Source organism: Peptostreptococcus faecalis, assembly GCF_900240845.1.
In the GTDB taxonomy this organism is placed as follows: domain Bacteria; phylum Bacillota; class Clostridia; order Peptostreptococcales; family Peptostreptococcaceae; genus Peptostreptococcus; species Peptostreptococcus faecalis.
Genome location: NZ_OERU01000002.1, coordinates 80879 through 102811 on the forward strand (window position 1 = coordinate 80879; position 21933 = coordinate 102811).

The 21933-nt window shown below is 28.9% G+C and carries 22 protein-coding genes and 1 pseudogene; 11 read left to right on the forward strand and 12 right to left on the reverse strand.

The window, feature by feature from the left end; genetic code table 11:
- Window positions 1-123: 123 nt before the first annotated feature.
- Both C0982_RS05680 and C0982_RS05685 read right to left on the reverse strand, forming a co-directional pair.
- Entirely contained in the window at window positions 124-1119 is a 996-nt protein-coding gene (locus tag C0982_RS05680; RefSeq protein WP_101773298.1) for an asparaginase, read from the reverse strand.
- Between the two features lie 24 nt (window positions 1120-1143).
- On the reverse strand, window positions 1144-1560 hold the full coding sequence (locus tag C0982_RS05685; protein ID WP_101773299.1) for a hypothetical protein: 417 nt from the start codon (window positions 1558-1560) through the stop codon (window positions 1144-1146).
- A 359-nt stretch (window positions 1561-1919) separates the two neighbouring features.
- On the opposite strand from C0982_RS05685, the gene C0982_RS05690 reads away from it, so the two are divergent.
- The 4 genes from C0982_RS05690 to C0982_RS05705 all read left to right on the forward strand — a co-directional run bounded on the left by C0982_RS05690 (window position 1920) and on the right by C0982_RS05705 (window position 4560).
- Complete coding sequence (locus C0982_RS05690) at window positions 1920-2492, forward strand: nitroreductase family protein (protein WP_101773300.1); 573 nt, start codon at window positions 1920-1922, stop codon at window positions 2490-2492.
- 146 nt (window positions 2493-2638) lie between these two features.
- The gene (locus tag C0982_RS05695; protein ID WP_101773301.1) at window positions 2639-3547 is read left to right on the forward strand and encodes a DMT family transporter; all 909 of its coding nucleotides are present in this window, start codon (window positions 2639-2641) and stop codon (window positions 3545-3547) included.
- Between the two features lie 144 nt (window positions 3548-3691).
- Complete coding sequence (locus C0982_RS05700; protein ID WP_101773302.1) at window positions 3692-4213, forward strand: ECF transporter S component; 522 nt, start codon at window positions 3692-3694, stop codon at window positions 4211-4213.
- A gap of 68 nt (window positions 4214-4281) precedes the next feature.
- On the forward strand, window positions 4282-4560 hold the full coding sequence (locus C0982_RS05705) for a GNAT family N-acetyltransferase (protein WP_101773303.1): 279 nt from the start codon (window positions 4282-4284) through the stop codon (window positions 4558-4560).
- A gap of 156 nt (window positions 4561-4716) precedes the next feature.
- On the opposite strand, the gene C0982_RS05710 is transcribed toward C0982_RS05705, so the two are convergent.
- From C0982_RS05710 to C0982_RS05725, 4 genes are all read right to left on the reverse strand, one after another.
- Complete coding sequence (locus C0982_RS05710) at window positions 4717-5046, reverse strand: hypothetical protein (RefSeq protein WP_101773304.1); 330 nt, start codon at window positions 5044-5046, stop codon at window positions 4717-4719.
- Window positions 5047-5269: 223 nt separating this feature from the next.
- The gene (locus tag C0982_RS10845) at window positions 5270-6028 is read right to left on the reverse strand and encodes an NUDIX domain-containing protein (protein WP_101773305.1); all 759 of its coding nucleotides are present in this window, start codon (window positions 6026-6028) and stop codon (window positions 5270-5272) included.
- 12 nt (window positions 6029-6040) lie between these two features.
- Window positions 6041-6952 (reverse strand): cation diffusion facilitator family transporter, encoded by a 912-nt coding sequence (locus tag C0982_RS05720; RefSeq protein ID WP_330399797.1) that lies wholly within the window; start codon window positions 6950-6952, stop codon window positions 6041-6043.
- 258 nt (window positions 6953-7210) lie between these two features.
- Window positions 7211-7996: a Cof-type HAD-IIB family hydrolase gene (locus C0982_RS05725; RefSeq protein WP_101773306.1), complete on the reverse strand. Its 786-nt coding sequence runs from the start codon at window positions 7994-7996 to the stop codon at window positions 7211-7213.
- A 297-nt stretch (window positions 7997-8293) separates the two neighbouring features.
- Here C0982_RS05725 and C0982_RS05730 point away from each other — a divergent pair, with 297 nt between their 5' ends.
- The 3 genes from C0982_RS05730 (at window position 8294) to C0982_RS05740 (ending at window position 11466) form a co-directional block, all read left to right on the forward strand.
- Window positions 8294-9391, forward strand: coding sequence for an NAD/NADP octopine/nopaline dehydrogenase family protein (locus C0982_RS05730; protein WP_101773307.1), 1098 nt, complete (start codon window positions 8294-8296; stop codon window positions 9389-9391).
- Between the two features lie 244 nt (window positions 9392-9635).
- Window positions 9636-10082, forward strand: coding sequence for a MarR family winged helix-turn-helix transcriptional regulator (locus C0982_RS05735; protein ID WP_101773308.1), 447 nt, complete (start codon window positions 9636-9638; stop codon window positions 10080-10082).
- Between the two features lie 4 nt (window positions 10083-10086).
- The gene (locus tag C0982_RS05740) at window positions 10087-11466 is read left to right on the forward strand and encodes an MATE family efflux transporter (protein ID WP_242961512.1); all 1380 of its coding nucleotides are present in this window, start codon (window positions 10087-10089) and stop codon (window positions 11464-11466) included.
- A 203-nt stretch (window positions 11467-11669) separates the two neighbouring features.
- On the opposite strand, the gene C0982_RS05745 is transcribed toward C0982_RS05740, so the two are convergent.
- Window positions 11670-12020, reverse strand: a complete 351-nt coding sequence (locus C0982_RS05745; protein ID WP_101773309.1) for a Spx/MgsR family RNA polymerase-binding regulatory protein — start codon at window positions 12018-12020, stop codon at window positions 11670-11672.
- Between the two features lie 440 nt (window positions 12021-12460).
- On the opposite strand from C0982_RS05745, the gene pflB reads away from it, so the two are divergent.
- The 4 genes and pseudogenes from pflB to C0982_RS10950 all read left to right on the forward strand — a co-directional run bounded on the left by pflB (window position 12461) and on the right by C0982_RS10950 (window position 16569).
- Window positions 12461-14692 (forward strand): formate C-acetyltransferase, encoded by a 2232-nt coding sequence (gene pflB, locus C0982_RS05750; RefSeq protein ID WP_101773310.1) that lies wholly within the window; start codon window positions 12461-12463, stop codon window positions 14690-14692.
- Between the two features lie 78 nt (window positions 14693-14770).
- Window positions 14771-15496, forward strand: coding sequence for a pyruvate formate-lyase-activating protein (gene pflA / locus C0982_RS05755; protein ID WP_101773311.1), 726 nt, complete (start codon window positions 14771-14773; stop codon window positions 15494-15496).
- 171 nt (window positions 15497-15667) lie between these two features.
- Window positions 15668-15895, forward strand: coding sequence for a transposase (locus C0982_RS10670; RefSeq protein WP_242961513.1), 228 nt, complete (start codon window positions 15668-15670; stop codon window positions 15893-15895).
- 59 nt (window positions 15896-15954) lie between these two features.
- Window positions 15955-16569, forward strand: a pseudogene (locus C0982_RS10950) (IS256 family transposase).
- Window positions 16570-16593: 24 nt separating this feature from the next.
- Here C0982_RS10950 and C0982_RS05765 read toward each other — a convergent pair.
- The 5 genes from C0982_RS05765 to C0982_RS05775 form a co-directional block, all read right to left on the reverse strand.
- Window positions 16594-17910 (reverse strand): ISL3 family transposase, encoded by a 1317-nt coding sequence (locus tag C0982_RS05765; protein ID WP_101773312.1) that lies wholly within the window; start codon window positions 17908-17910, stop codon window positions 16594-16596.
- A gap of 354 nt (window positions 17911-18264) precedes the next feature.
- Window positions 18265-19875, reverse strand: coding sequence for an ABC transporter transmembrane domain-containing protein (locus tag C0982_RS05770; protein WP_180946881.1), 1611 nt, complete (start codon window positions 19873-19875; stop codon window positions 18265-18267).
- A 90-nt stretch (window positions 19876-19965) separates the two neighbouring features.
- Window positions 19966-20094 carry a hypothetical protein gene (locus C0982_RS10785; protein WP_278336035.1) on the reverse strand — a complete coding sequence of 43 codons (129 nt, stop codon included), beginning with the start codon at window positions 20092-20094 and terminating at the stop codon, window positions 19966-19968.
- Between the two features lie 32 nt (window positions 20095-20126).
- On the reverse strand, window positions 20127-20303 hold the full coding sequence (locus C0982_RS10515) for a hypothetical protein (RefSeq protein ID WP_180946882.1): 177 nt from the start codon (window positions 20301-20303) through the stop codon (window positions 20127-20129).
- Window positions 20304-20326: 23 nt separating this feature from the next.
- Window positions 20327-21607: a radical SAM/SPASM domain-containing protein gene (locus C0982_RS05775; protein WP_101773314.1), complete on the reverse strand. Its 1281-nt coding sequence runs from the start codon at window positions 21605-21607 to the stop codon at window positions 20327-20329.
- Window positions 21608-21933 lie beyond the last annotated feature (326 nt).

Sequence of the window (21933 nt, forward strand, 5' to 3'; positions counted from 1 at the left end):
CCACATTAGATTATAACAAATATGAATTAATAAATATACACTAATACACAATCTTTACAAATAAAAAATGCCGGCTAAAGCGCCGACATATAAGTTCTATTCCAATAAAATTAACTTCTACATTTAATACATTATATCATGTGCTATTGTAGTATAAAACATTTCCTCTACTTTTTTAGCATCTAGAGTTTGAGCTGTTATCCACATTAGCTTACATACAGTAGATTCTGTAGTCATGTTATAAGTTTCTATTAAGTTTAAGTTACCTTTTACTTCATTTCCAACTTGGTATACTTCTATATTGCTTCCCTCATGTGGAACAGAGGTAGATAAAACTATAATCGTTCCCTGCTCTTTTAACTTTTCAGCTTTTTTAAGCAATAAATTTTTACCTTCATAATTAGGCAATCCACCTACTCCAAAACCTTCTATTATCAATACGTCAGAAATATTTCCTACAAATTCTAATATCTCAGGATCTATCCCTGGAACAAGCTTCAATATATTTACATTTGTATTTAATTCATTGAAAAATTCTACTTCACCTTCAATTTGATCTTCTATGTAGTATAGAACTTTATTATTAAATACTGTTGCTATAATAGGATAATCTACGCTATCAAAGGCATTATAGCTATGTGTTCTTGTTTTTCTAGCCCTAGTTCCCATTATTACTTTTGAGTCAAAAACAATATGAACTCCATTTGCTTTTTCATCACATACAAATATAAATGAATCCATCAAATTTTTTCTAGCGTCCGTATCTTTTAAATAAATTGACTTTTGAGATCCTGTCAAAACTATAGGTTTTTTTGAATTTTGTATTAAATACGACAAGGCAGATGCAGCATATGCAAGTGTATCTGTACCATGTGTAATCACAAATCCATCGTATTTATTATAATTTTCTTTAATACACTCAGTCATTTTTATCCAACCATCAGGACTCATATTGCTACTATCTATATTCATCAGCTGTATAGCAGTAACATCACAAATTTCTGCAATTTCCGGCACAAATCTAAGAATTTCTTCGCTTGTAATACTCGGTACTAGACCAACCTCAGTATCCTTAGACGCTATTGTACCTCCTGTTGCAATCAATAAAATCTTTTTCATCAACCAACAAACCTTTCATTTATTTTATAAAATTTTTTTAAGAAAATGATATGCCATCAACATCATCAATCCTACAAGTATTAAATTAACAGTTCCTATTGAAAAAATAACCGTTTTTAAAAATACATTGCCATTAGATAACAAAGCTGCCGCAAGCATAAATAGAAATACTATTTTATAAAATAATTGCCTTCTTCTCTCGCCAGCTTCATCTAAATCACCCAAATACATTTTTTTCAAAATTAAAAAAAGCCCTATCACTACAGCTATTACAGTAAATATATTTCCATACGTTATATCAGTCACCCATGAACTAAAAACTCCTTGAGTTATATTTTTAAAAATATTTACTATTGCTTCTGTCAACATGGCAAGTCCTAGTATACCAACTGTAGCTACAGACATACTAGCAAAATCTACTTTATCGCTTATCCATCTCATAATTTTTGCACCTCAATAATAGTAATTATATAAAATTTCACATGGATACTATTATACCATAATTTTTTCAAATATTTAACTTAAACTTTATATATGCTGATTTGAATTTCTTATTTGAAATTTTGCATTGATGTTTTTGTGTTTTTATAATTATATAAGTTATATCACTCATTAAATATGTTGGTTGCTTTATTTTAATTCATTTAACAGCATTCTATTGTTGAGAATATTTATATTTTTTAGATATTAATATTTTTTTTCAAATAAAAGTTTAATCTCAATAATATTTGGTATTATATATATTGTAATTGAAAATGTTAATTAAATAAAAATATATAAATATAAAAAGGAGTGTTATTATGAACAGATTCGAGTCAATGAAAAAGAGAAAAAGTTATTATGATATAGGTGATCAAATAGAAGTTTCAGATGATCAGATAATTAATACAATTAAGGAAGTTGTGGAATTAACTCCAGACGCTTTCAATATGCAGAGTACTAGAGTTATCGTAGCGCTTGGAAATGAACAAAAGGAACTTTGGAATTTAGTTGAAGAAGTTTTTGAAGGAAAAGTTAGCCCAGAAAAAATTGATTCATTTAGGAAGGGATATGGAACTGTATTATACTTTGTAGACACTGATGTGGTAACTAATCTAGAGGAACAATTCCCACTATATGCAGCTAATTTTAAGTCTTGGTCGGAACAGTCTAGCGGAATGGCTCAATATAATATTTGGGTAGCTCTTAGAGAGTTGGGACTAGGTGCTTCTTTACAACACTACAATCCAATAATCGACGATGCTGTTAAAAAGAAATTTGATGTACCTGATAGCTGGAGACTTATAGCACAGATGCCATTCGGTTCTATATTGAGTGAAGCAGAGTCAAAAGACAAAATGGATATAAATGATAGAGTTATCATAAAAAAGTAAATAAATAGATAGCAGATAAATGAAAAAATAGCCACACAATTGTGTGGCTATTTTTTTTCATTCAGAGGAAATACATGTGATTTTGTAGAATACTGCTAGTACAATTTTTATATTAAATTTTAAAATATTTCAAAATGGAGGCTGTTATGACAAAGAAAATAAGCGAAAATATTTATACGTACTCTTCAGCTATAATATATTCTGTAATAATAGGATTTTCTTTTTTATTTGGCAAAATAGCACTTAGAAATACGGATCCTTTAAATATACTTGCACATAGATTTACTGTTTCTTTTATTTTTATGTCTCTATTTTTTTTAATTGGTCGCTTAAAAATAAAAATAAGCAAAAATGATTTTTTCTCTATTTTGCCTCTAGCAATATTTAATCCAATTTTATTTTTTGGATTTCAAATGTTCGGTCTTAATCTGATTTCTTCATCTGAAGCTGGAATTATACAAGCAATGATACCAATATTTACTTTCTTATTAGCTAAGTATTTTTTAGGTGAAAAAGCTAATTTTTTGCAAGAAATAAGTTTGATATTGTCTGTAGTAGGGGTTATATATATTTTTATAAATACAGGTGTATCTTTCAAGTCAAATAGCACGATAGGAATAATATTTATACTTATATCTACATTTTCTTCCGCATGCTATATCGTTATGGCCAGAAAGAAGACAGAGAAATATAGTACTTTGGAGTTGAGTTATGTAATGATTTTTTGCGGGATGGTCTTGTTTAATATCCTTTCTATTTCACAGAGAGCTTATTTAGGAAATTTACCAACATATTTTTCAGCTTTCACAAGTACATCCTTTGTTGTGTCAATCTTGTATTTAGGTATTTTATCATCTGTAGTTACAAGTGTACTTTCAAATTTTGTTCTATCAAAAATTGAAGCCTCAAAAATGAGTGTCTTTGGCAATTTAAGTACTCTTATTACAATGTTTGCAGGGGTAATTTTATTAAATGAAAGACTATATTTTTACCACATAATAGGTGCAATTTTAATCATTGTTGGAATACTAGGAACTAATAAAAACAAGAAATAAATTTCTATTTTGACTTCAACTACGATTCATTTACCATTTAATGAATCGATACAATCTATTTTTTTGACCGATACAAATTGAGTTTATATCCAAAGTGTATTATATTAATAGTATGAAATTATACTAATACTTTTGGAGGTTCAAATGAAAGCTCAAGCTTTAAAAACAAGAAAAATCGGAACAAAAGACATAGTGATATGTGGTATATTGATGGCACTTACTACAGTAATGACAATTGTAGTTCAGATCCCTGTAGTAGGATCTCATGGATATGTTAATATGGGTGATACAGTAGTCTTATTCTCTGCTATGTATCTAGGTAGAAAAAATAGTGCAATTATAGGAGGATTTGGATCCGCACTTGCAGATATATTGACTGGATATGGAGCATTTGCACCTCTTACTTTTATAACAAAGGGATTAGAGGGTTTTATATGCGGACTAATTTCTGAAAAGTTTCCAACTAAAGTCGGACGTATTCTATCTTCTGTAATAGGAGGAGCTATAATGGTTTCTGGATATTTTATCGGAGAAATTTTTATGTATGGTATTAAATCATCTATGGCTGCAGTGCCTGCAAATTCTATTCAGGCAATATTTGCAATCGTCACTTCACTTTTAATATATTCAAGTGTAAAAAAAGGATTAGGAAAACCTAATAAATAGTGAATTTTCTGTTAATATCTTTTATAATATAATTAAGAGAGTGTATTTTATTTTTAGGAGGTAATGCTATGGATTTTATTTATGAAGAGAATAGAATTTATTTAAATGATGAAAACGGAGACACTATTGCAGAAATAGATTTTCCTAAAGTAGGTGAAAACCATGTTGACTTAAATCATACTTACGTATCCCCAGTTCTAAGAGGACAAGGAGTTGCTGAAAAACTCTTATTAAGCGCAATTGATGTAATAAAATCAAAAAATTGGAAGGCCTATACTAGCTGTAGCTATGTAGACGGTTGGGCAGAATCTCACCCAGAAAAAACAGATATTTTTATAAGAGATTAAGAACATAAATAAACAAAGCCGGAGAATATAACTCTCCGGCGTTGTTTATTTTACTTAATTTGTATATTTTTATATTCATACATTTTAATTTATATTTTTTATTTCTGCATTTTAATTTATATACTTTTTATTTATATATTTTAATCTATTCTATTTTTATATTCTTTTGAAATACGCATATTCTTTATACTTACTTATTCTAATAGTGCTATCTTTATAGTATGTTTCAAAATTTGAAAAAGCAGAAAATAAATCTATATCTCTAAGTATGTGTACAGTCATATTGTAGTTTGAATAAGTAATTCTAAGTAAAATAGCTCTCACTTTTGGAAACTGTATTCTAGAACTAAATAATTTAGAAGATTCATCTATTATATTTAATGTCTTATCTCCCAAGTCAACAAATATATCCACGCTTTCATCATCTCTATTTATTACTCTATACTCAAAATCACATTCAAGATTTAAGTTTAATATTTCTTCCATACATATCACCTCCATCTAAAATAAAGAACTATATATATTATTCTATATCATAATCATCCATTATTCTATAATTAAAGCAAGATCTTTATAGTAATTACTTTTTAATATTTTTAGGTGTCGCACTTAATTATACAATTCATCATATAAAAAAGATAGATATCTGTTTTTTAAATTATCAAATATCTATCTTAAAATATTATTTTATTAACTATTTTTTCAATTGCTAAAACACATTTATTACTGCTACTTCATAAGGGTGTTCTTTTTTTACTATATAATAGGCTAACTCTTTAAACTCTTTTCTTACTCTAAATTTCATTAGAATTTCAGGTGAAACACTTTTTTGTCCTACTTCTCCATCAAATGGATTTGCACCTTCAAGGCTTGTCCAGTGACCTATTACTTCGCAAGTTGAATATGCAGATCCATAAAATCCTTGATCTAATAAGTTGTATTTGCCTAAACCTTTTACTATATTTTCTACGTATTCTTCTGGTACGAACACTTCAAATCTAGCAAATTCACCTTCTTCATACTCTATTTTATAATTCATCAAATCATCGTAATTATAATCTAACGTTAAATAAAAGAAAGGGGAATCTTTTTTAATTAGGTCTAAAAATATCTTATCGCCTTCCCAAAGGTTTAACTTGAAAACTTCTTCCTTTTCTATCCATTTCAAGTCGCCCTCTTCACATGGCTTCATTTCTCCTGTAAATTCGGAACAAGTATATAAATACATATGTTCAGATGGATTGTCATTGTAGTTAAATACTATAATCCCCTTAAAATTACATTTTTCTGCTTTATATCCTGTTTCTTCATGTATTTCTCTCAAAATACATTCCATAGGAGTTTCACCTTTTTCTAATTTACCGCCTACGCCTATCCACTTACCTTTATTTATATCTTTTTCTTTTTTATTTCTATGTAACATTAAATATTGTTCATTTTTTTCCATATAACACAATGTTGTAATCATAATGAAGTCTCCTTAATTATTATAGTTACTTACAGGATTCACATGTACCATACAGTGTTTACATTCTGGAAATTCTTTTTCTACAGCATCATGAACATTTTGAGCAATTTGATGAGATTTTTTTAAAGTTATAGTCTCATCTGCTTCTATTTCAATATCTACATACATTTTCATTCCAAACTCTCTAGTTTTCAGTGTATCTATTCCTATTACACCTTCTTGATTCATTACTATCTCTTTTAACCTTGCTTCTACTTCTTCACCACTAGTATGGTCGATCATTTTTTTTATACCCTGCATAAATATATCATACCCTACTTTTAAAATAAGTAAAGCTATTAATACACTCGCAATTGGATCGAATATAGGATATCCTAACCTTGCAAAAGCTATCCCTATCAAAGATCCTACCGATGATATAGCATCTGATCTGTGATGCCAAGCATCCGCCATAAAAGCTTGTGAATTCAATTTTTTTGCATAATACCTCGTATACCAAAACATCAGCTCTTTACTTACTATAGATACAATTGCGGCTATTAATGCCAATCTTCCAGGAACTTCAGTAGTAATTTTTCCACTATTTATTATTTTTTCTATTCCTGAATATCCAATACCTATACCCGTAATAATTAAAATCATTGCTAGAATAATTGATGCTACACTCTCTAATCTGTCATGCCCATATGGATGTTCTTTGTCAGGCTCTTTCTTTGACATTTTCACGCCGATAAAAGCTATTAAAGTAGCAAATACATCTGATAGTGAATGTATAGCATCTGAAATCATCGCACCTGAGTGTGCAAATATTCCTGCAAACAATTTAAATGCAGTCAAAACTATATTCCCAAAAATTCCTACCGTAGAAACTTTATTGATCATTGCCATTTCATTATATTCTTGAAAATTAACTTTTTTATCCACTATAGTCACCCCCAAAAGTTGATAAACTATTAAGTTATAAATCATATATCCTAATGCTTATTCTTCTCAATTTAACACATTATCAATTGATTGTCAAATAAAAAAGAGGTATGTAAATAGCTTTTTAACAGACGTGTATTAGTTCAAAAATATTGTAATACATTTTACTTAGTCAAGATTGTAACTAGAAAAATAACACTTGAATTAGCATATACTAAAACTAAAACATATTTCTACATATAAGCAAATCATACACTTTTACAGTATATTGTATTTTTTAAGTGCATGTTCTATTCCATGGTTGTCTACGTCAAGAGTAACAAAATCTGCACTTTCCTTTACATCATCTCCTGCATTTCCCATCGCAACACCTATTTTTGCAAATTCAAGCATTTCAATATCATTTCCTCCATCACCAAATGCCATTGATTCTTCTTGGTCAATATTTATATGCTCTAACACCTTTTTTATTCCTACAGACTTACCTCCATTAAAAGGAATTATATCAGCAAAAAGTGGGTTCCATCTAACCGCTCTACAATTCGGAAGATGCTTGAAAAATTCCTCTTCTTCTTCATCTTTTATATATGCACACAACTGATATGTATCATTTTCTTTAACTCTTCTCAAATCTTCTGGCTTTGATGTTGGAGCTGTAGATCCAAGCAATGCCCTTAACTCTTCTACCCTTTTGTTTACAAAATTAATATACATATGATCGTATTCAACAAACTCACATGAAATTTTTTGATCTTCCATGTATGGAATTACTTTTTCTATATCATTTTCATCTATACGCATCTTGTGTATCACTTCGTCGCCTACAATACAATACTGTCCGTTTACCATTACATATCCATCGAATTCAAATTCTACTAAATCTTTAATTGCAGGTAACCACATAGGAGATCTCCCTGTAGCTAAAAATAATTTCACTCCATTCTCTCTTAGTTTAGATAGAGCGTTTTTTGTGCTCTGCGGAACAGTGTGTGAATTAAAGCTGACTAATGTACCGTCTATATCAAAAAATATTGCTTTTATCATATATTATCCTCCATAATATTTACGTGATTTTGTTAAACCTCTTGATTTTCAAAATCTATCATTATTTTTACCTTGATATTATATTCTATAAACACAAAAAAATCAAAATAATGTTATGCAAGCTAATTTTATATTATTCTTTATTTTTTAATATATAACTTATTTTTTTGGAGTGTTTTTTAAAAAAATTAATTTTTACTACACTTAAAATTTATTAATTGATTATTTCTTAATTTTCAGTTATAATACTAATGTTATCATTTAAAAATATTATACAAACAAAGAAAGGAGATTTCTATGAAAAAAGTTAAAAACGTGACAATTATAGCAGCCGGAAATGGCGGAATCACAGCTGCTGCAGATTTAAAAGACCGAGGATTTGATGTCATATTATATGACTTGCCAGAAAAATCCCACAAACTAGAAACTATTATTGAAAATAATGGTATTCTACTTAGATACAATGGAGAAGAAAAATTTGTAAGTGGTGTAGAATGTAGTACCGACATAGATCACGCCGTAAGAAATGCTGATATAATCATGTTCACTATACCTGGCCTTTTAGTTGAAAAATATGCAGAAGTTGTAGCTCCTGCCGTATCAGAAGATCAACTAATCTACTTTAATAATGCCGCATCAATGTCTGGCATAAGATTTAAAAACAAGGCTAAGGAAATGAATATTAATCACGACTTTTTTATAGCTGAATCTAACTCTCTTACATATGCTACAAGAGCAGATGCAAAAAAGGGACATGTTGATTTATCTCTAAAAGTTAAAGAAACTTTAATTGCTGCCCTTCCAAAAGAAAAGACAAATACAGCATATGAACTAGTATCACAAATATATGATGGAATAATACCAGTTGAAGATATATGGAGAATAACTCTAGAAAATGCAAATCCTGAAGTTCATCCAGGTCCATGCCTACTAAATGCTGTTAGAATCGAAAATCATGGTGATCAATTCTCATTATACAGAGATGGATTTAGTAAAAACTCTTCTAACCTATTAAAGGCAATCGCAAAAGAAAGAAGAGCTATAGCCTCAGCATTTGGATATAAATTAGAAGACATTATAGAAAGCAGAATAAACAGAGGGTATTTTGCAGACGACAAAAAAGATATCCACCTAATGTTTAGAGAAAGTCCTGTTTTTTCAAATATAGATGGTCCTTCTTCTATAAAATCAAGATATGTAGTAGAAGACATCGAAAACGGTCTAGTTCTTTGGTCAGATTTGGGAAGAGTTGCTGAAGTTCCAACTCCTGCAATTGATTCAGTTATAACACTTGGTTCTATAATTACAGAGTTAGATTTCAAAAAAATTGGATTGACTTTGAAAAAGCTAAAATTAGACCATTTAAATCTTTCTGAACTAAAAAGTTTTGTTTAGAATTTATAAATATATATTAATATTTAAAGTAACATCTCTCTATATGAGAGATGTTTTTTAATGATTTTTTGTTTATATCAGAAAGTTTTCTAATACTTTTTCCATTTTTATCAGGAAGTATTTTAAAATACTTTTTCCATTTATTTCAATAATTTTCCGACCTATTTTAGTTGACTTATCAACTTTTTTATACTATAATCATTTATTGTTGACATGACAACTATTTTAAAGAAAGGTGAAGTTTATGAAAAAAAATTCTGGAAGATTAGTGTCTTTTCTACATAGAAAATGTCAAATGTATAAAAACATTCATTTAAAAGAACTTAATATAACAGCTGCAGAGCAACCCTTTATGAGCGCTCTCTATTCACAAGATGGAGTTTCACAAGAATATTTATCATCGTATTTGAGCATAGACAAAGCCTCTACCGCCAGAGTAATCGATTCTTTACTAAAAAAAGGATTTATTATAAAAAAGAAAGATTTAGAAGATAAGAGAGTAAATCGAATATACCTTTCAGAAAAAGGTCTTTCAATCAAATCTGAGGTCAAGAGTATATTGAATGATTGGGGTATGATACTGACGAATGATATGAGCGAAGAAGAAAAGGAAATAGCATACTCTTATTTAGAAAGAATGGTCAATAATATAGATACATATATAAAAGAAAAAAATAATATAAAGGAGTGATATAGTGAACAAAGAAATATCAGATGTAAAAATAAGCAATCCTCTTGGATACGAAAAAATTTCAAAACTACTTTATCAATTTTCAATTCCATCGATTGTTGGAATGACAGCCAGTGCACTTTACAATGTTGTAGATAGAATTTTTATTGGAAATCATCCCAGTTTAGGTGCAAATGGTCTGGCAGCTATAACAATCTGTTTCCCTGCTATGATAATAATGATGTCTGTAGGTATTTTATTTGGGCAAGGTGGTGCAACTCTTTTTTCTATTAGTTTAGGAAAAGGAGACATGAAAAAAGCTGACAAAATCTTAGGAAATGCAACTACGTTAATGATTGCTATGAGCATTATCATAACACTATTAGGTGAAATTTTCTTGAAGGACCTACTAATATTATTTGGTGCAACTTCAGAAATAATTCCTTTTGCAGAAAAATACATGAGAATAATTTTTCTTGGAACAATTTTTCAAGTTATCGGTATGGGAATGAATAACTTTTTGAGAGCAGATGGAAGGCCACGTCTTTCCATGGTTGCGATGTTTATAGGAGCTGGGCTAAACTTCATACTAAATCCCTTGTTTATCTTTGGTTTCAATTGGGGAATGACCGGTGCAGCACTTGCTACAGTTGTATCTCAACTTGTTTCAATGATTTGGAGTATTTATAACTTTATAAAAAAAGACTCCACACACAGGATTACTTTTAAAAACATGAAATTTGATAGAAAGCTATCAGGAGAAATAACACTTCTAGGTATGCCAGGATTTTTATTACAACTTGCAAATAGTGCCCTTAACTTTGTCTTAAACCATCTTATAATAAGTTATGGTGGAAGTATTGCAGTCTCAGGAATGGGAATAGTCAATAGTTTGCAAACACTGCTAATATTACCTATAATTGGTATTAACCAAGGCTTACAACCTATTGTAAGTTTTAACTATGGAGCTAAAAAATTTGCAAGAGTAAAAAAAGCAGCACAACTAGCTATAATCTCCGCTACAATAATAGCCATCATAGGTGCTATAATCATAAATACAATACCTAATGTATTAGTATCTATGTTTAACAGAGATCCAGAACTAATGAAATTCGGAACACATGCTTTAAAAACATGGATGATGTGTCTTCCTGTTGTCGGATTTCAGATTGTTGGGGCAAACTTCTTCCAGTCAATCGGTATGCCTAAAAAAGCAATGTTACTTACTCTTTCAAGACAAATAATTATATTAATACCTTCAATAATCATTTTCTCAAAAATTTGGGGTATGAATGGGATACTACACGCTGCGCCTTTCGCAGACTTCACAGCAGCTACTGTAACCTCAATCTGTTTCTTTAGTTTCATAAAGAAAATCGATAGTATAAATACACCAGAAATTTAATTTTTCAAAAAGAAATAGTCTGCAATATTTAACTGTATTTTGATAGTATGCACATGAGTTTAATAAGCAAAAAGGTCAGATTTTAATTAATCTGACCTTTTTATTTAATTTGATAAATTTATTTCCTCGTGTATATTTATTTCCTCATATATATATCAATATACAAATTTATTTTCTTTTTATATTGTTGATTTATTTATTCACTAACCCACTATAAATTTCTTAACGTCTGGACCTACATATACTTCTCCATTCTCTAGCAAAAGTATTGGTCTTTTTACAAGCATCCCATCTGAAGATAGCAATTCATATTTTTCATCATCACTCATCTCTGGCAACTTTTTTGAAAGTCCCATGTCTCTATAAATTTTACCATTTGTATTAAAAAACTTTTTTATTTCCAAACCAGATTTTTCTTTCCATATTCTCAGCTCTTCTTCTGTAGGATTGTCTACACTTATCTCTCTGTATTCATATGGAATGTTTTTTTCTTTCATTATTTTTTCTACACCCTTACAAGTCGTACATGATTTATAGCACAATAAAATATTCATAATTTTACCTCCAAAAGTAATTTTTTATACGATATATCTATATTATACCCAATAAAAACGAATTAATTTGCATTTTTTCCATATGTTTTTCATTTTTTAATTTTTATTGTTCGTATTTTTTCTTTTTTCATCTAGTTTATTTTCGAGTTTTGGGGTATAATATTCAGTATCGGAGTTTTAAAAATCAAATCTTTTTAAATAGAAATTTTTATTATATTTTAACGCGGTTTTTTTTGAAAATCAACTTAATTTTTTGCTAAAATTATGCTCTTTTCTTAATAAAAATCATGTTAAAATTATGTTTTTTTCTTTTTAAAAAACTCTATTGCATATTGTATACATGCATGATATAATGACTTTGGTAATGAAGGTAGTTATCAGTTAGTTATTTAATTTTACACTATACATTTATTTAATTTTATATTTTATGGAGGTACAAAATGAATTTTTGGAATGGTTTCAAAGAAGGAAATTGGACGGAAAACGTCGATGTTCAAAACTTTATAAACTTGAACTACAGCCCTTATGAAGGTGACTCTAGTTTCCTAGAAGGTGCAACAGAAAGCACTAAAAAGGTTTGGGAAGAAGCTTCTCGCCTATTTAAATTGGAAAGAGAAAACGGTGGTACACTTGACGTAGACGTTGATACTATATCTGGAATTGATGCTTACGCTCCAGGATACATAGATAAAGAAAATGAAAAAATATTTGGACTTCAAACTGATGCACCTCTTAAGAGAGCTGCTATGCCATATGGTGGTATAAGAATGGTAGAAAATTCTTGTGAAGCCTATGGATATAAACTAAACCCTGAAATATCAGAAATATTTACAAAATATAGAAAAACTCATAACCAAGGTGTTTTCGATGCGTATACAGATGAAATGAAGGCTGCTAGAAAATCTGGTATCATAACTGGACTACCAGACGCATATGGAAGAGGAAGAATAATAGGAGATTACAGAAGAGTTGCACTTTATGGTGTTGACTTCCTTATAGAAAAGAAGAAAGAAGAAAAATTATCTCTTGATAAAGAAGCTATGACTGAAGATGTAATCAGATTAAGAGAAGAAATTTCTGAACAAATTGTAGCATTACAGAAACTAAAAAACATGGCAGAATCTTACGGATTCGATATATCTAAGCCAGCTACAAACGCTCAAGAAGCTGTTCAGTGGTTATACTTTGCTTACCTAGGTGCAATAAAGGATCAAAATGGTGCTGCAATGTCACTAGGTAGAACATCTACTTTCCTTGATGTTTATTTTGAAAGAGATTTGAGAGAAGGAAAAATAACAGAAAAAGAAGCACAAGAATTAATGGATCAGTTCGTTATAAAACTAAGATTAGTTAAGTTCCTTAGAACTCCTGACTATAATGAACTATTCTCTGGAGACCCTACTTGGGTGACTGAATCAATCGGTGGAATGAACTCAGATGGAAGAACATATGTAACAAAGAACTCATTTAGAATGTTGAATACTCTTTATACATTAGGACCATCACCTGAACCAAATCTTACAGTTCTTTGGTCAACTAAGTTACCTAAGCACTTCAAGGATTTCTGTTCTCAGGTTTCAATAGATACTAGTTCAGTTCAGTATGAAAATGATGACTTAATGCAAGATTTCACTGGAGATGACTACGGTATAGCTTGTTGTGTATCAGCAATGCGTATTGGTAAGCAGATGCAATTCTTCGGAGCTAGAGTTAACCTTGCAAAGACTCTACTTTACGCTATCAACGGCGGTAAAGACGAAAAATCTGGAGTTCAAGTTGGACCTGTAGGTGAACCAGTTCAAGGAGATGTTCTAGAATTTGATGATGTTTCTAAGAAATTTGATAAATATACAGATTGGTTAGCAGGATTATATGTTAATACTCTTAACGTTATCCACTTCATGCATGATAAGTACTCTTATGAAGCACTAGAAATGGCTCTTCATGACAAAGAAGTATTTAGAACAATGGCTTGTGGTATAGCTGGTCTTTCAGTTTGCGCTGATTCACTTTCAGCTATAAAATATGCTGAAGTTAAGCCAATAAGAAACGAAGAAGGCGTGGTAGTTGACTTTGAAATAAACGGTGAATTCCCAATGTACGGAAATAATGATGACAGAGTCGATTCAATTGCAGTAGAACTTGTTAGAAGCTTTATGGAAAAGATAAGAAAGCACAAGACATATAGAAATGCCACACACACTCAGTCAGTACTTACTATAACTTCAAACGTTGTTTATGGAAAGAAAACAGGAAATACTCCTGATGGTAGAAAAGCTGGTGAACCATTTGCTCCAGGTGCTAACCCAATGCACGGAAGAGATTCAAGCGGTGCTTTAGCATCACTTTCATCAGTAGCTAAGCTTCCATACGAAGAATCACAGGATGGTATTTCTAATACATTCTCTATTGTACCGAAGGCTCTTGGAAAGACTGCAGAAGAAAGAATTGGTAACTTATCTTCAATGATGGATGGTTACTTTATGCAGAAGGCTCAGCACTTAAACGTAAACGTATTTGACAGAAAAACTCTAGAAGATGCTATGGAAAGACCAGAAGAATATCCACAGCTTACAATCAGAGTATCTGGATATGCAGTTAACTTTATTAAGCTTACAAGAGAACAACAAATGGATGTTATTAACAGAACTTTCCATGGTAAAATGGCATAAGTAAATAATAATTAAGTATAGGAGACTGTCTTTCAGTCTCCTTATATTTTTCTATTCTGATAGGAGGAATTATTGACAATGGTTAAAGGAAGAATACACTCAATAGAAACATTTGGTACAGTTGATGGCCCTGGTATCAGATACATAGTTTTTACTCAAGGCTGTCCATTAAGATGTAGATATTGCCATAATAGAGATACCTGGGATCCAAATTTAGGAAAAGAAACTACAGCAGAAGAAATAATAGAAGATGCCCTTAAGTACAAAACTTTTTTTGATTCTTCAGGTGGTGGTATTACAATTTCAGGTGGTGAAGCTACTTCACAACCCGAATTTATTGAAGATGTTTTTAGACTGGCTAAAGAAAATAATCTCCATACCTGTCTTGATACAAATGGAATAGTTGACATACAAAAAATAATGGGTGTTTTAAAATATATGGACCTTATTTTATTGGATATTAAACATATGAATCCAGAAAAATCACGTTGGCTTACAGGTGTTAGCTCTGAAAAAGCTATTAAACTGGCTAAGGACTTAGATAAATTAGACATCCCAGTTTGGATAAGACACGTTTTGATTCCTGGAATAAGTGACGATCGTGAAAATTTAATAAAACTAGCAGAATTGATAAAATCTCTTAGTAATGTTCAAAAATTCGAATTTTTACCATATCACACTATGGGTAAACAAAAATGGCTAGACCTTGGAAAAGAATATACTCTTGAAGATGTTCCTGATGCTACCGATGAAGATGTAGCTAAGGCTAAATCTATATTCAGTGAAGTTGGCGTATATATATAATATTATAGAAAATACATATTACAATCATTAATTCATGTACCAGTATACATTTATTAATATAGTTGTTAATGAAAAGCAATAAAAGCTCTAATGCTGAGTGTATGCAAAAAAGTCTGTAAATTAATAAGTCCTTCTATGGTAAAATAAAATTACTATGGGAGGACTTTAATTATGGGAAGAAAAAAACGAGAACCAATGGAACCAAGAAAGAAAAATATCATAGGAGAGCTAATAAATACCTATGAAATCAAAAATGCTAAAGATATTCAAGAAGCACTAAAGGACTTGTTAGGAGAAACTCTTCAAGATATGTTAGAAGCTGAAATGAATGAACATTTAGGGTATGAAAAATATGATAGAAATAGTTCAGAAAATAATAAACATGTACGTCAGGATTAAATAATAAGACAATTATAGAAGCAATTGAAGATATTTATGGCTTTCAACTCTAAGAATCCATGATTTCAGATATCACCAATACGGTGATCTCTAGAATTGAAGAGTGGAAAAGTAGACCTCTAGAATCGATTTATCCTGTTGTATATATATGCTGTACACTTTTCTGTAAGAGATAGTGGTGTTGTTAAAAAACGTGCTGCATATATTGTATTAGGATTAAATAAAGATGGTCTAAAAGAAATTTTAGGCTTGTATGTCGGAGATTCTGAGTCTTCTAAATACTGGCTCTCTATTTTTAATGAACTTAAAAATAGAGGTTTAAAAGATATAATTATTCTTTGTGCTGATGGTTTAACTGGGATAAAAGAATCGATTAATGTAGCATTCCCAAAAGCTGAATATCAACGTTGTATAGTTCATCAAGTTAGAAACACTCTTAAATATGTCTCTTACAAAGAAAAAAGGAATTTGCCCAAGATTTAAAAAGTATTTACTTATCAAATAACGAAGAGCAGGCAATGCAAAATTTAAATGCTATAGATGAAAAATGGTTAGAAAAATATCCCAATGCACTGAAATCATGGTATTCCAATTGGGACTGTATTATTCCGATTTTTAAATTTTCACCTACTACAAGAAAGGTTATTTATACTACTAGGCTCTTTGTCAAATAACGTTGATGAAGAAATCTTAAGTTTTTAAGCGGCAAAATCTGTTTCACAATGAAGTGATTCAGATTTGCCGTTTTTTTGTATTTTGAATCTGTTTCTTAGCAATATCCTTATTCTCATATTTCTAAAGCTTCTAAATCCGAAGGATACTCTTTTATACGCTTTTATTAAGTTGTTATTTCCTTCTACAGAAGCATTTGTATAGCCTGTTTTAAGCGAATTTATAGCATATTTCTTGTATTTATTCAGACTTTCTATACTAGTTCCAAAACATTTTGGAATTTTATTAATATCTTGATTTAAAAGATTTTTAAAGCCTTCTATATCCTTGCGTTCAATTACGCTTAATACTTCTTGATAAAATATATATGCTTCTTTTAAAGTATTAGAATATGACAATATATCGTCTCTAATACCTCTTGAATTTGTGAATTTTTTATATCCCATGCATTTATAAAACTCTATACTTTCTAATTCCCATTCCTTCGCTAATAGTATCTTCCAATATCTTTTCATCATTTTATATTCATGTTTATAAGTTTTAAAATTTTTCATTTCATTTATTCTGAGTTTGTTCATATTCCTAGTAAATAGTTGTACTATATGAAATTTATCTAACACTATTTCTGCTTTAGGAAAGAGAATTTTAGCCAATTCAATATATGTAGGATACATATCTGCCACAATATATTTAACATTATTTCTTATTGAGTTATTATATGAATTAAAGTATTCACCTAAAAATCTTTTTCTCCTTTCGGAGACAATATCAATAATTTTTCCAGTTTTTAAATCTACTAAATTCACACTCATTGAGCCATCTACACTTTTAGTAGATTTAAATTCATCTATTCCAAGAACATCAGGCAACCAACATTTATTATTTTTAGATTCAGTTGACCTAAGGACTCTAGCAACTGTACTTGAAGAAACATAGTGATTCTTTGCTATAACTTTCATAGGTATAATTTCAGATAAATTATCTATAATTGATTTCTTTACATTGTTGCTTATAAAACAACCTTTATCAGTTAAATTAGTTTCTGCCATGAAAGTTTTTTTACAGTTTTTACAAAAGAATCTTTGCTTTTTAGCATGAATCATCACGGGATTATCGCAAGTTCTATTTAATAATATTTTTACAATTTGATTGCCATTTTTAACGATGCTGTAATTTTTATTCTCTATTTTACAGTGAGGGCAATGGCTTGGTATATAGGTAATAATAGCTTCTAGAACTTGATATTCAACACCTTTTATTATTTTTGAATAAATTTTTCCAATTAATTTTAAATTTTTGTCACAAATTCCTAAAAGTTTTGATATACTTATACTTGAAAACATGTTTAATCCTCCTTGTAGTTTATGTTTCGCGATTTAATCATACAACTGGATCCAACATGTTTTCAACCTTTTTTAAAAAAATATAGCGCTGATAGTAATTTTATCCATTTTAGTCTTTCACTATTATGGATTTTTTATTACCATCAACGCTAAAAATTATACAGCCATAAAAGCGAGCTAAAAATAGCCCGCCTCTAGCTTTATTTATTATATATATTTATTTATTTGCCTATAGGCAACATCAGACATAGAAGGCTTAATTTACAGAAAAAATTCTATACTTCCTCCATTTTTATATAAATTATATCTCAAAATTCGAAAATTTTAAACTTTGCAACACAACCTTCTAGTTATTTAAATTTCAATATATTTTATATCATAATTCTGGAGTTTATATTCATCATGTGATGCATATATTACTATACTATCCTCACCTAATTTTTCTAGTACTCGTAAAAACTTTTCTTTATTACCTATATCTAAAGACCTTGTAACTTCATCAAATATATACATAGGCTTTTTTTCTACAAGAGCTCTTGCGATTAATATTCTCTGCATTTGACCACCTGATAGATTTGTATCCTTATTTATAATTGTATTATACTTATCAGGTAAGGATTCAATTAAATCATTAAGATTTAATTCTTTACATATTCTCTTTATTACAGATAAATCTATATTTCTATATAATGATATATTTTCATATATCGTTTCCGTGAACATATATGAAAACTGGTCTATATATAATACTGAATTTTCATATGTACTTATATCTTTTGTGTATAGATTAACACCATTAATTTCAACGTGTTTTATTAATTTACTAGGGTAAAAGCCTGCTAAAATATCGAAAATGGTCGACTTACCTTTCCCGCTATCACCTTCTATTTTATAAATATTACCTTTTTTAAACTCGTAGGAAAAATTATTTATTATTTCATTACCATCTACATAACTAAAAGTTAATCCATTTACCTTTAATTCATTTATATCTTTTAATCCTTTATCATCATTTATAAAATCATATATTTCAACATCATTGTATATTTTTTCTATTCTTTCTATAGAAACTCCTATACTTTGTATCAAAGAATTTAAATTTGTCAAATTACTAGTTTCACTCTTGAATTTCTCTGCGTAAGTTGTAAAGGCAACTAAAGAACCTACTGATATACTTCCTTTTATACAATATATTGCCCCTATGAACAATATTATAAATCTTGAAATAGATGTAAGCATATTCACCAATATCCCCATATTCACCTCAAATTTGGATTTATTTATTCCTAGATCATAAATAGATTCAGTTTCATTATTAAAGATATTTAACCTTTCTTTTAAAACCATAAATATTTTTAGTGTTTTTAATCCGTCTATAGTTTCATTTATCAAATTTATATATTTATCTTTTGATATACTTAAATTAAATATTTTTTTTCTTAATAAGTTTCCAGAAATCAAGAAAAATATAAATTCTATGGGAATAAAACTTATTGATATAATACTGAGTGATTTACTTATACGCAACATTAAAATCAATATCACAACAATGCTAATAATACATCTAAAGAAATCAATTAATTGGCTTAGTAAATTTGATATAACCATTGAGTCATTTTCTATGCTATTCAATAATTTGCCTTTGTCAATTTTTAGGTAACTTTTATATTTTATTTTCAATATATGTGAAAAAATATCTATCTTTATTTTTTTTTCTACTTTTGCAGTAATTTTAATTAAATAATTAGATCTGATTTTATATAAAATAATTGAAAAGACATATATAAATAATAAATAAATTATATATGTATAAAAATCTGTACTTCTAGATGTTATACTATCAATTATTTTACCTAAGATAATAGGATCTATCATTAATAATATTGATTCTAACATTATTAATGTTGTCATAATTATAATTTCTTTTATTTTGAAATTTAATTTTTTAATATATTTTTTTATCATTAGTATATCATAAAAAAACATTTCAACTTTACTTCTCATTGATATATGATCGTCCCTTATAGATATATTAAGAGCTAGTACTCATTAATATTAAAATCTTACAAGGCAGTTATGTTGTGTTTTACAACCAAATTTTACATAACAAAGTACTCTAAAACTAACTTCGCTTTCTGTGTTTGCTAGTTTTTGATTGTTATTTGCTTCTTCAATCCACTTCATAGTAATTCCTCCTTTTAATATATTATTATCTTTTAACTCCTAATACCACAAATTTTTTGCGTTTTGCATTTTGAATATACTAAACAGTTTAATTTTGGACAAGCTAATTTTGTTCCAAGTTTCACTCCTATTTTAGCTCCAGATAGAACTGAGCAAAATCTTTGTGATGCCTCTGTTTCTTCATTTTCAACATTTTTTATCCATTCCATTTTAGTCTTTCCCTTCATGAATTTTATATATTAATAGTTGTACTAGCTCTAACAATCTCATTGTATTTTAAATATTCAATTTCTATATTCTTTAAAATACTATATTTATTTGATTTACATACTGAATCTCCCATTATTCTTTTCTGAAAAGGACATCCTCCCATACATATTGGTAAAATTTCACACTCTAAGCATTTTTTAGATGAAAGAGGATCATAATTATTGTAATATGAAAAGCATTTATTAAAATTAAGATCTTCTTTCAGATTGCCTATCTTACCTTCATTTCTTCCTATTTCATCCCAACATTTGTATAAATCTCCACTCGGATCTACTATGTATGCATTAGCTGTAACAGCACCACAAATATTTGGATTAAATTTTTCCAAATTATTATGCAAAATGTTTTTTTCTACAAATTCATTGTATTTATTTGAAAATTCTCTTTGATTTAATAGATTTATATTATCTGGATTCTCAAAATCATCCACTTTTGCAACGTAAACACTAACTTTATCATATATACCTTCCTTTTTTAAATCTTCTACTAATTCTTCAATACCAAATTGATTAGTCTTATCAATATTTACACGTATAGTGATATTCAGAAATTCACAGCATTTTTTTATATTCTTTAAAATTACGTCATAAGATCCTGCTCCAGATGAAAGTTTTCTTCTAGAGTCATGAATCTTTCTTGGTCCATCTAAAGTTATTTGAAGTGAAATTATCTTTAATGATTTTAGTTTTCTAGCCACTTCTTCTGTTAATAAATAACCATTTGTTACCATATCCGCTGAATACATATCCAAATCGACTTTTTTATTTTCAAAAATTTTACTTGATATATCCTCAATAGCATCAATAGCTAGCAAAGGTTCTCCTCCATACCATGTTATTGACAAATATTCTCCTTTAACAAGTTTTCTATCTATAAAATCAACTAGTGATTCTATTGTGTCTTTATTCATAGTTTTAAATTCAACACCCTTTTCATAACAGTAGTGACAGACAAAATTGCATGCAAGAGTTGGTGCTATTGTTAGACCCAGACCGCGGTCATTATATCTGTTAGATGTACTTATGAATTTTATATATTCATGTTCATTAATGTCATTATCAACTAACATATTTCCTTTTAATAGTTCTTTTTTCAATTCTTTACTATAACATTTATTTTCTTTTAATTTATTATATTCAAGTATATCTTTTTCTTCTAGCAAAAGTATTCCTGAGCTAAGACTATTATATATTATAAGTCCCTCATCAACCTTATACTCTATATTAAAACGTGATAGCTTCATTATTCAAAACTCCCTTGATAAATATTTTATTAATTAATTGCAATAATTATTGCTAAACTTTTATAAAAAGCTCATCTCACATAAAAAAATGGAATGGCAATCTTATTTTTGGCATTTTTTTACCGAACGCAAAATTTTCACACAACTGTACTAACTTCCATATAAAAAGTTCTCTACTAAATTTGACTTAAGTAACATATAAACCTAAGTGTCTTAATATTCTTAAGCTAAAACACTATATAGTTTAATAGTATGTAATTCATAATCTAAAAACTTTTTTAAGTTTATCATAAAATACTTAATATTACAACCAAAATATTTGTTTT

What these genes read in the sequence shown, in the direction of transcription:
- C0982_RS10670 (WP_242961513.1), top strand. Translation starts at nt 15,668, where the DNA reads ATGGGAAGAAAAAAACGAGAACCAATGGAACCAAGAAAGAAAAATATC.
- C0982_RS05685 (WP_101773299.1), bottom strand. Translation starts at nt 1,560, where the DNA reads ATGAGATGGATAAGCGATAAAGTAGATTTTGCTAGTATGTCTGTAGCT.
- pflA (WP_101773311.1), top strand. Translation starts at nt 14,771, where the DNA reads ATGGTTAAAGGAAGAATACACTCAATAGAAACATTTGGTACAGTTGAT.
- C0982_RS05680 (WP_101773298.1), bottom strand. Translation starts at nt 1,119, where the DNA reads ATGAAAAAGATTTTATTGATTGCAACAGGAGGTACAATAGCGTCTAAG.
- C0982_RS05725 (WP_101773306.1), bottom strand. Translation starts at nt 7,996, where the DNA reads ATGATAAAAGCAATATTTTTTGATATAGACGGTACATTAGTCAGCTTT.
- C0982_RS05695 (WP_101773301.1), top strand. Translation starts at nt 2,639, where the DNA reads ATGACAAAGAAAATAAGCGAAAATATTTATACGTACTCTTCAGCTATA.
- C0982_RS05705 (WP_101773303.1), top strand. Translation starts at nt 4,282, where the DNA reads ATGGATTTTATTTATGAAGAGAATAGAATTTATTTAAATGATGAAAAC.
- C0982_RS05735 (WP_101773308.1), top strand. Translation starts at nt 9,636, where the DNA reads ATGAAAAAAAATTCTGGAAGATTAGTGTCTTTTCTACATAGAAAATGT.
- C0982_RS10515 (WP_180946882.1), bottom strand. Translation starts at nt 20,303, where the DNA reads ATGGAATGGATAAAAAATGTTGAAAATGAAGAAACAGAGGCATCACAA.
- C0982_RS05730 (WP_101773307.1), top strand. Translation starts at nt 8,294, where the DNA reads ATGAAAAAAGTTAAAAACGTGACAATTATAGCAGCCGGAAATGGCGGA.
- C0982_RS05745 (WP_101773309.1), bottom strand. Translation starts at nt 12,020, where the DNA reads ATGAATATTTTATTGTGCTATAAATCATGTACGACTTGTAAGGGTGTA.
- pflB (WP_101773310.1), top strand. Translation starts at nt 12,461, where the DNA reads ATGAATTTTTGGAATGGTTTCAAAGAAGGAAATTGGACGGAAAACGTC.
- C0982_RS10785 (WP_278336035.1), bottom strand. Translation starts at nt 20,094, where the DNA reads ATGAAGTGGATTGAAGAAGCAAATAACAATCAAAAACTAGCAAACACA.
- C0982_RS05690 (WP_101773300.1), top strand. Translation starts at nt 1,920, where the DNA reads ATGAACAGATTCGAGTCAATGAAAAAGAGAAAAAGTTATTATGATATA.
- C0982_RS05775 (WP_101773314.1), bottom strand. Translation starts at nt 21,607, where the DNA reads ATGAAGCTATCACGTTTTAATATAGAGTATAAGGTTGATGAGGGACTT.
- C0982_RS05710 (WP_101773304.1), bottom strand. Translation starts at nt 5,046, where the DNA reads ATGGAAGAAATATTAAACTTAAATCTTGAATGTGATTTTGAGTATAGA.
- C0982_RS05700 (WP_101773302.1), top strand. Translation starts at nt 3,692, where the DNA reads ATGAAAGCTCAAGCTTTAAAAACAAGAAAAATCGGAACAAAAGACATA.
- C0982_RS10845 (WP_101773305.1), bottom strand. Translation starts at nt 6,028, where the DNA reads ATGATTACAACATTGTGTTATATGGAAAAAAATGAACAATATTTAATG.
- C0982_RS05770 (WP_180946881.1), bottom strand. Translation starts at nt 19,875, where the DNA reads ATGATAAAAAAATATATTAAAAAATTAAATTTCAAAATAAAAGAAATT.
- C0982_RS05765 (WP_101773312.1), bottom strand. Translation starts at nt 17,910, where the DNA reads ATGTTTTCAAGTATAAGTATATCAAAACTTTTAGGAATTTGTGACAAA.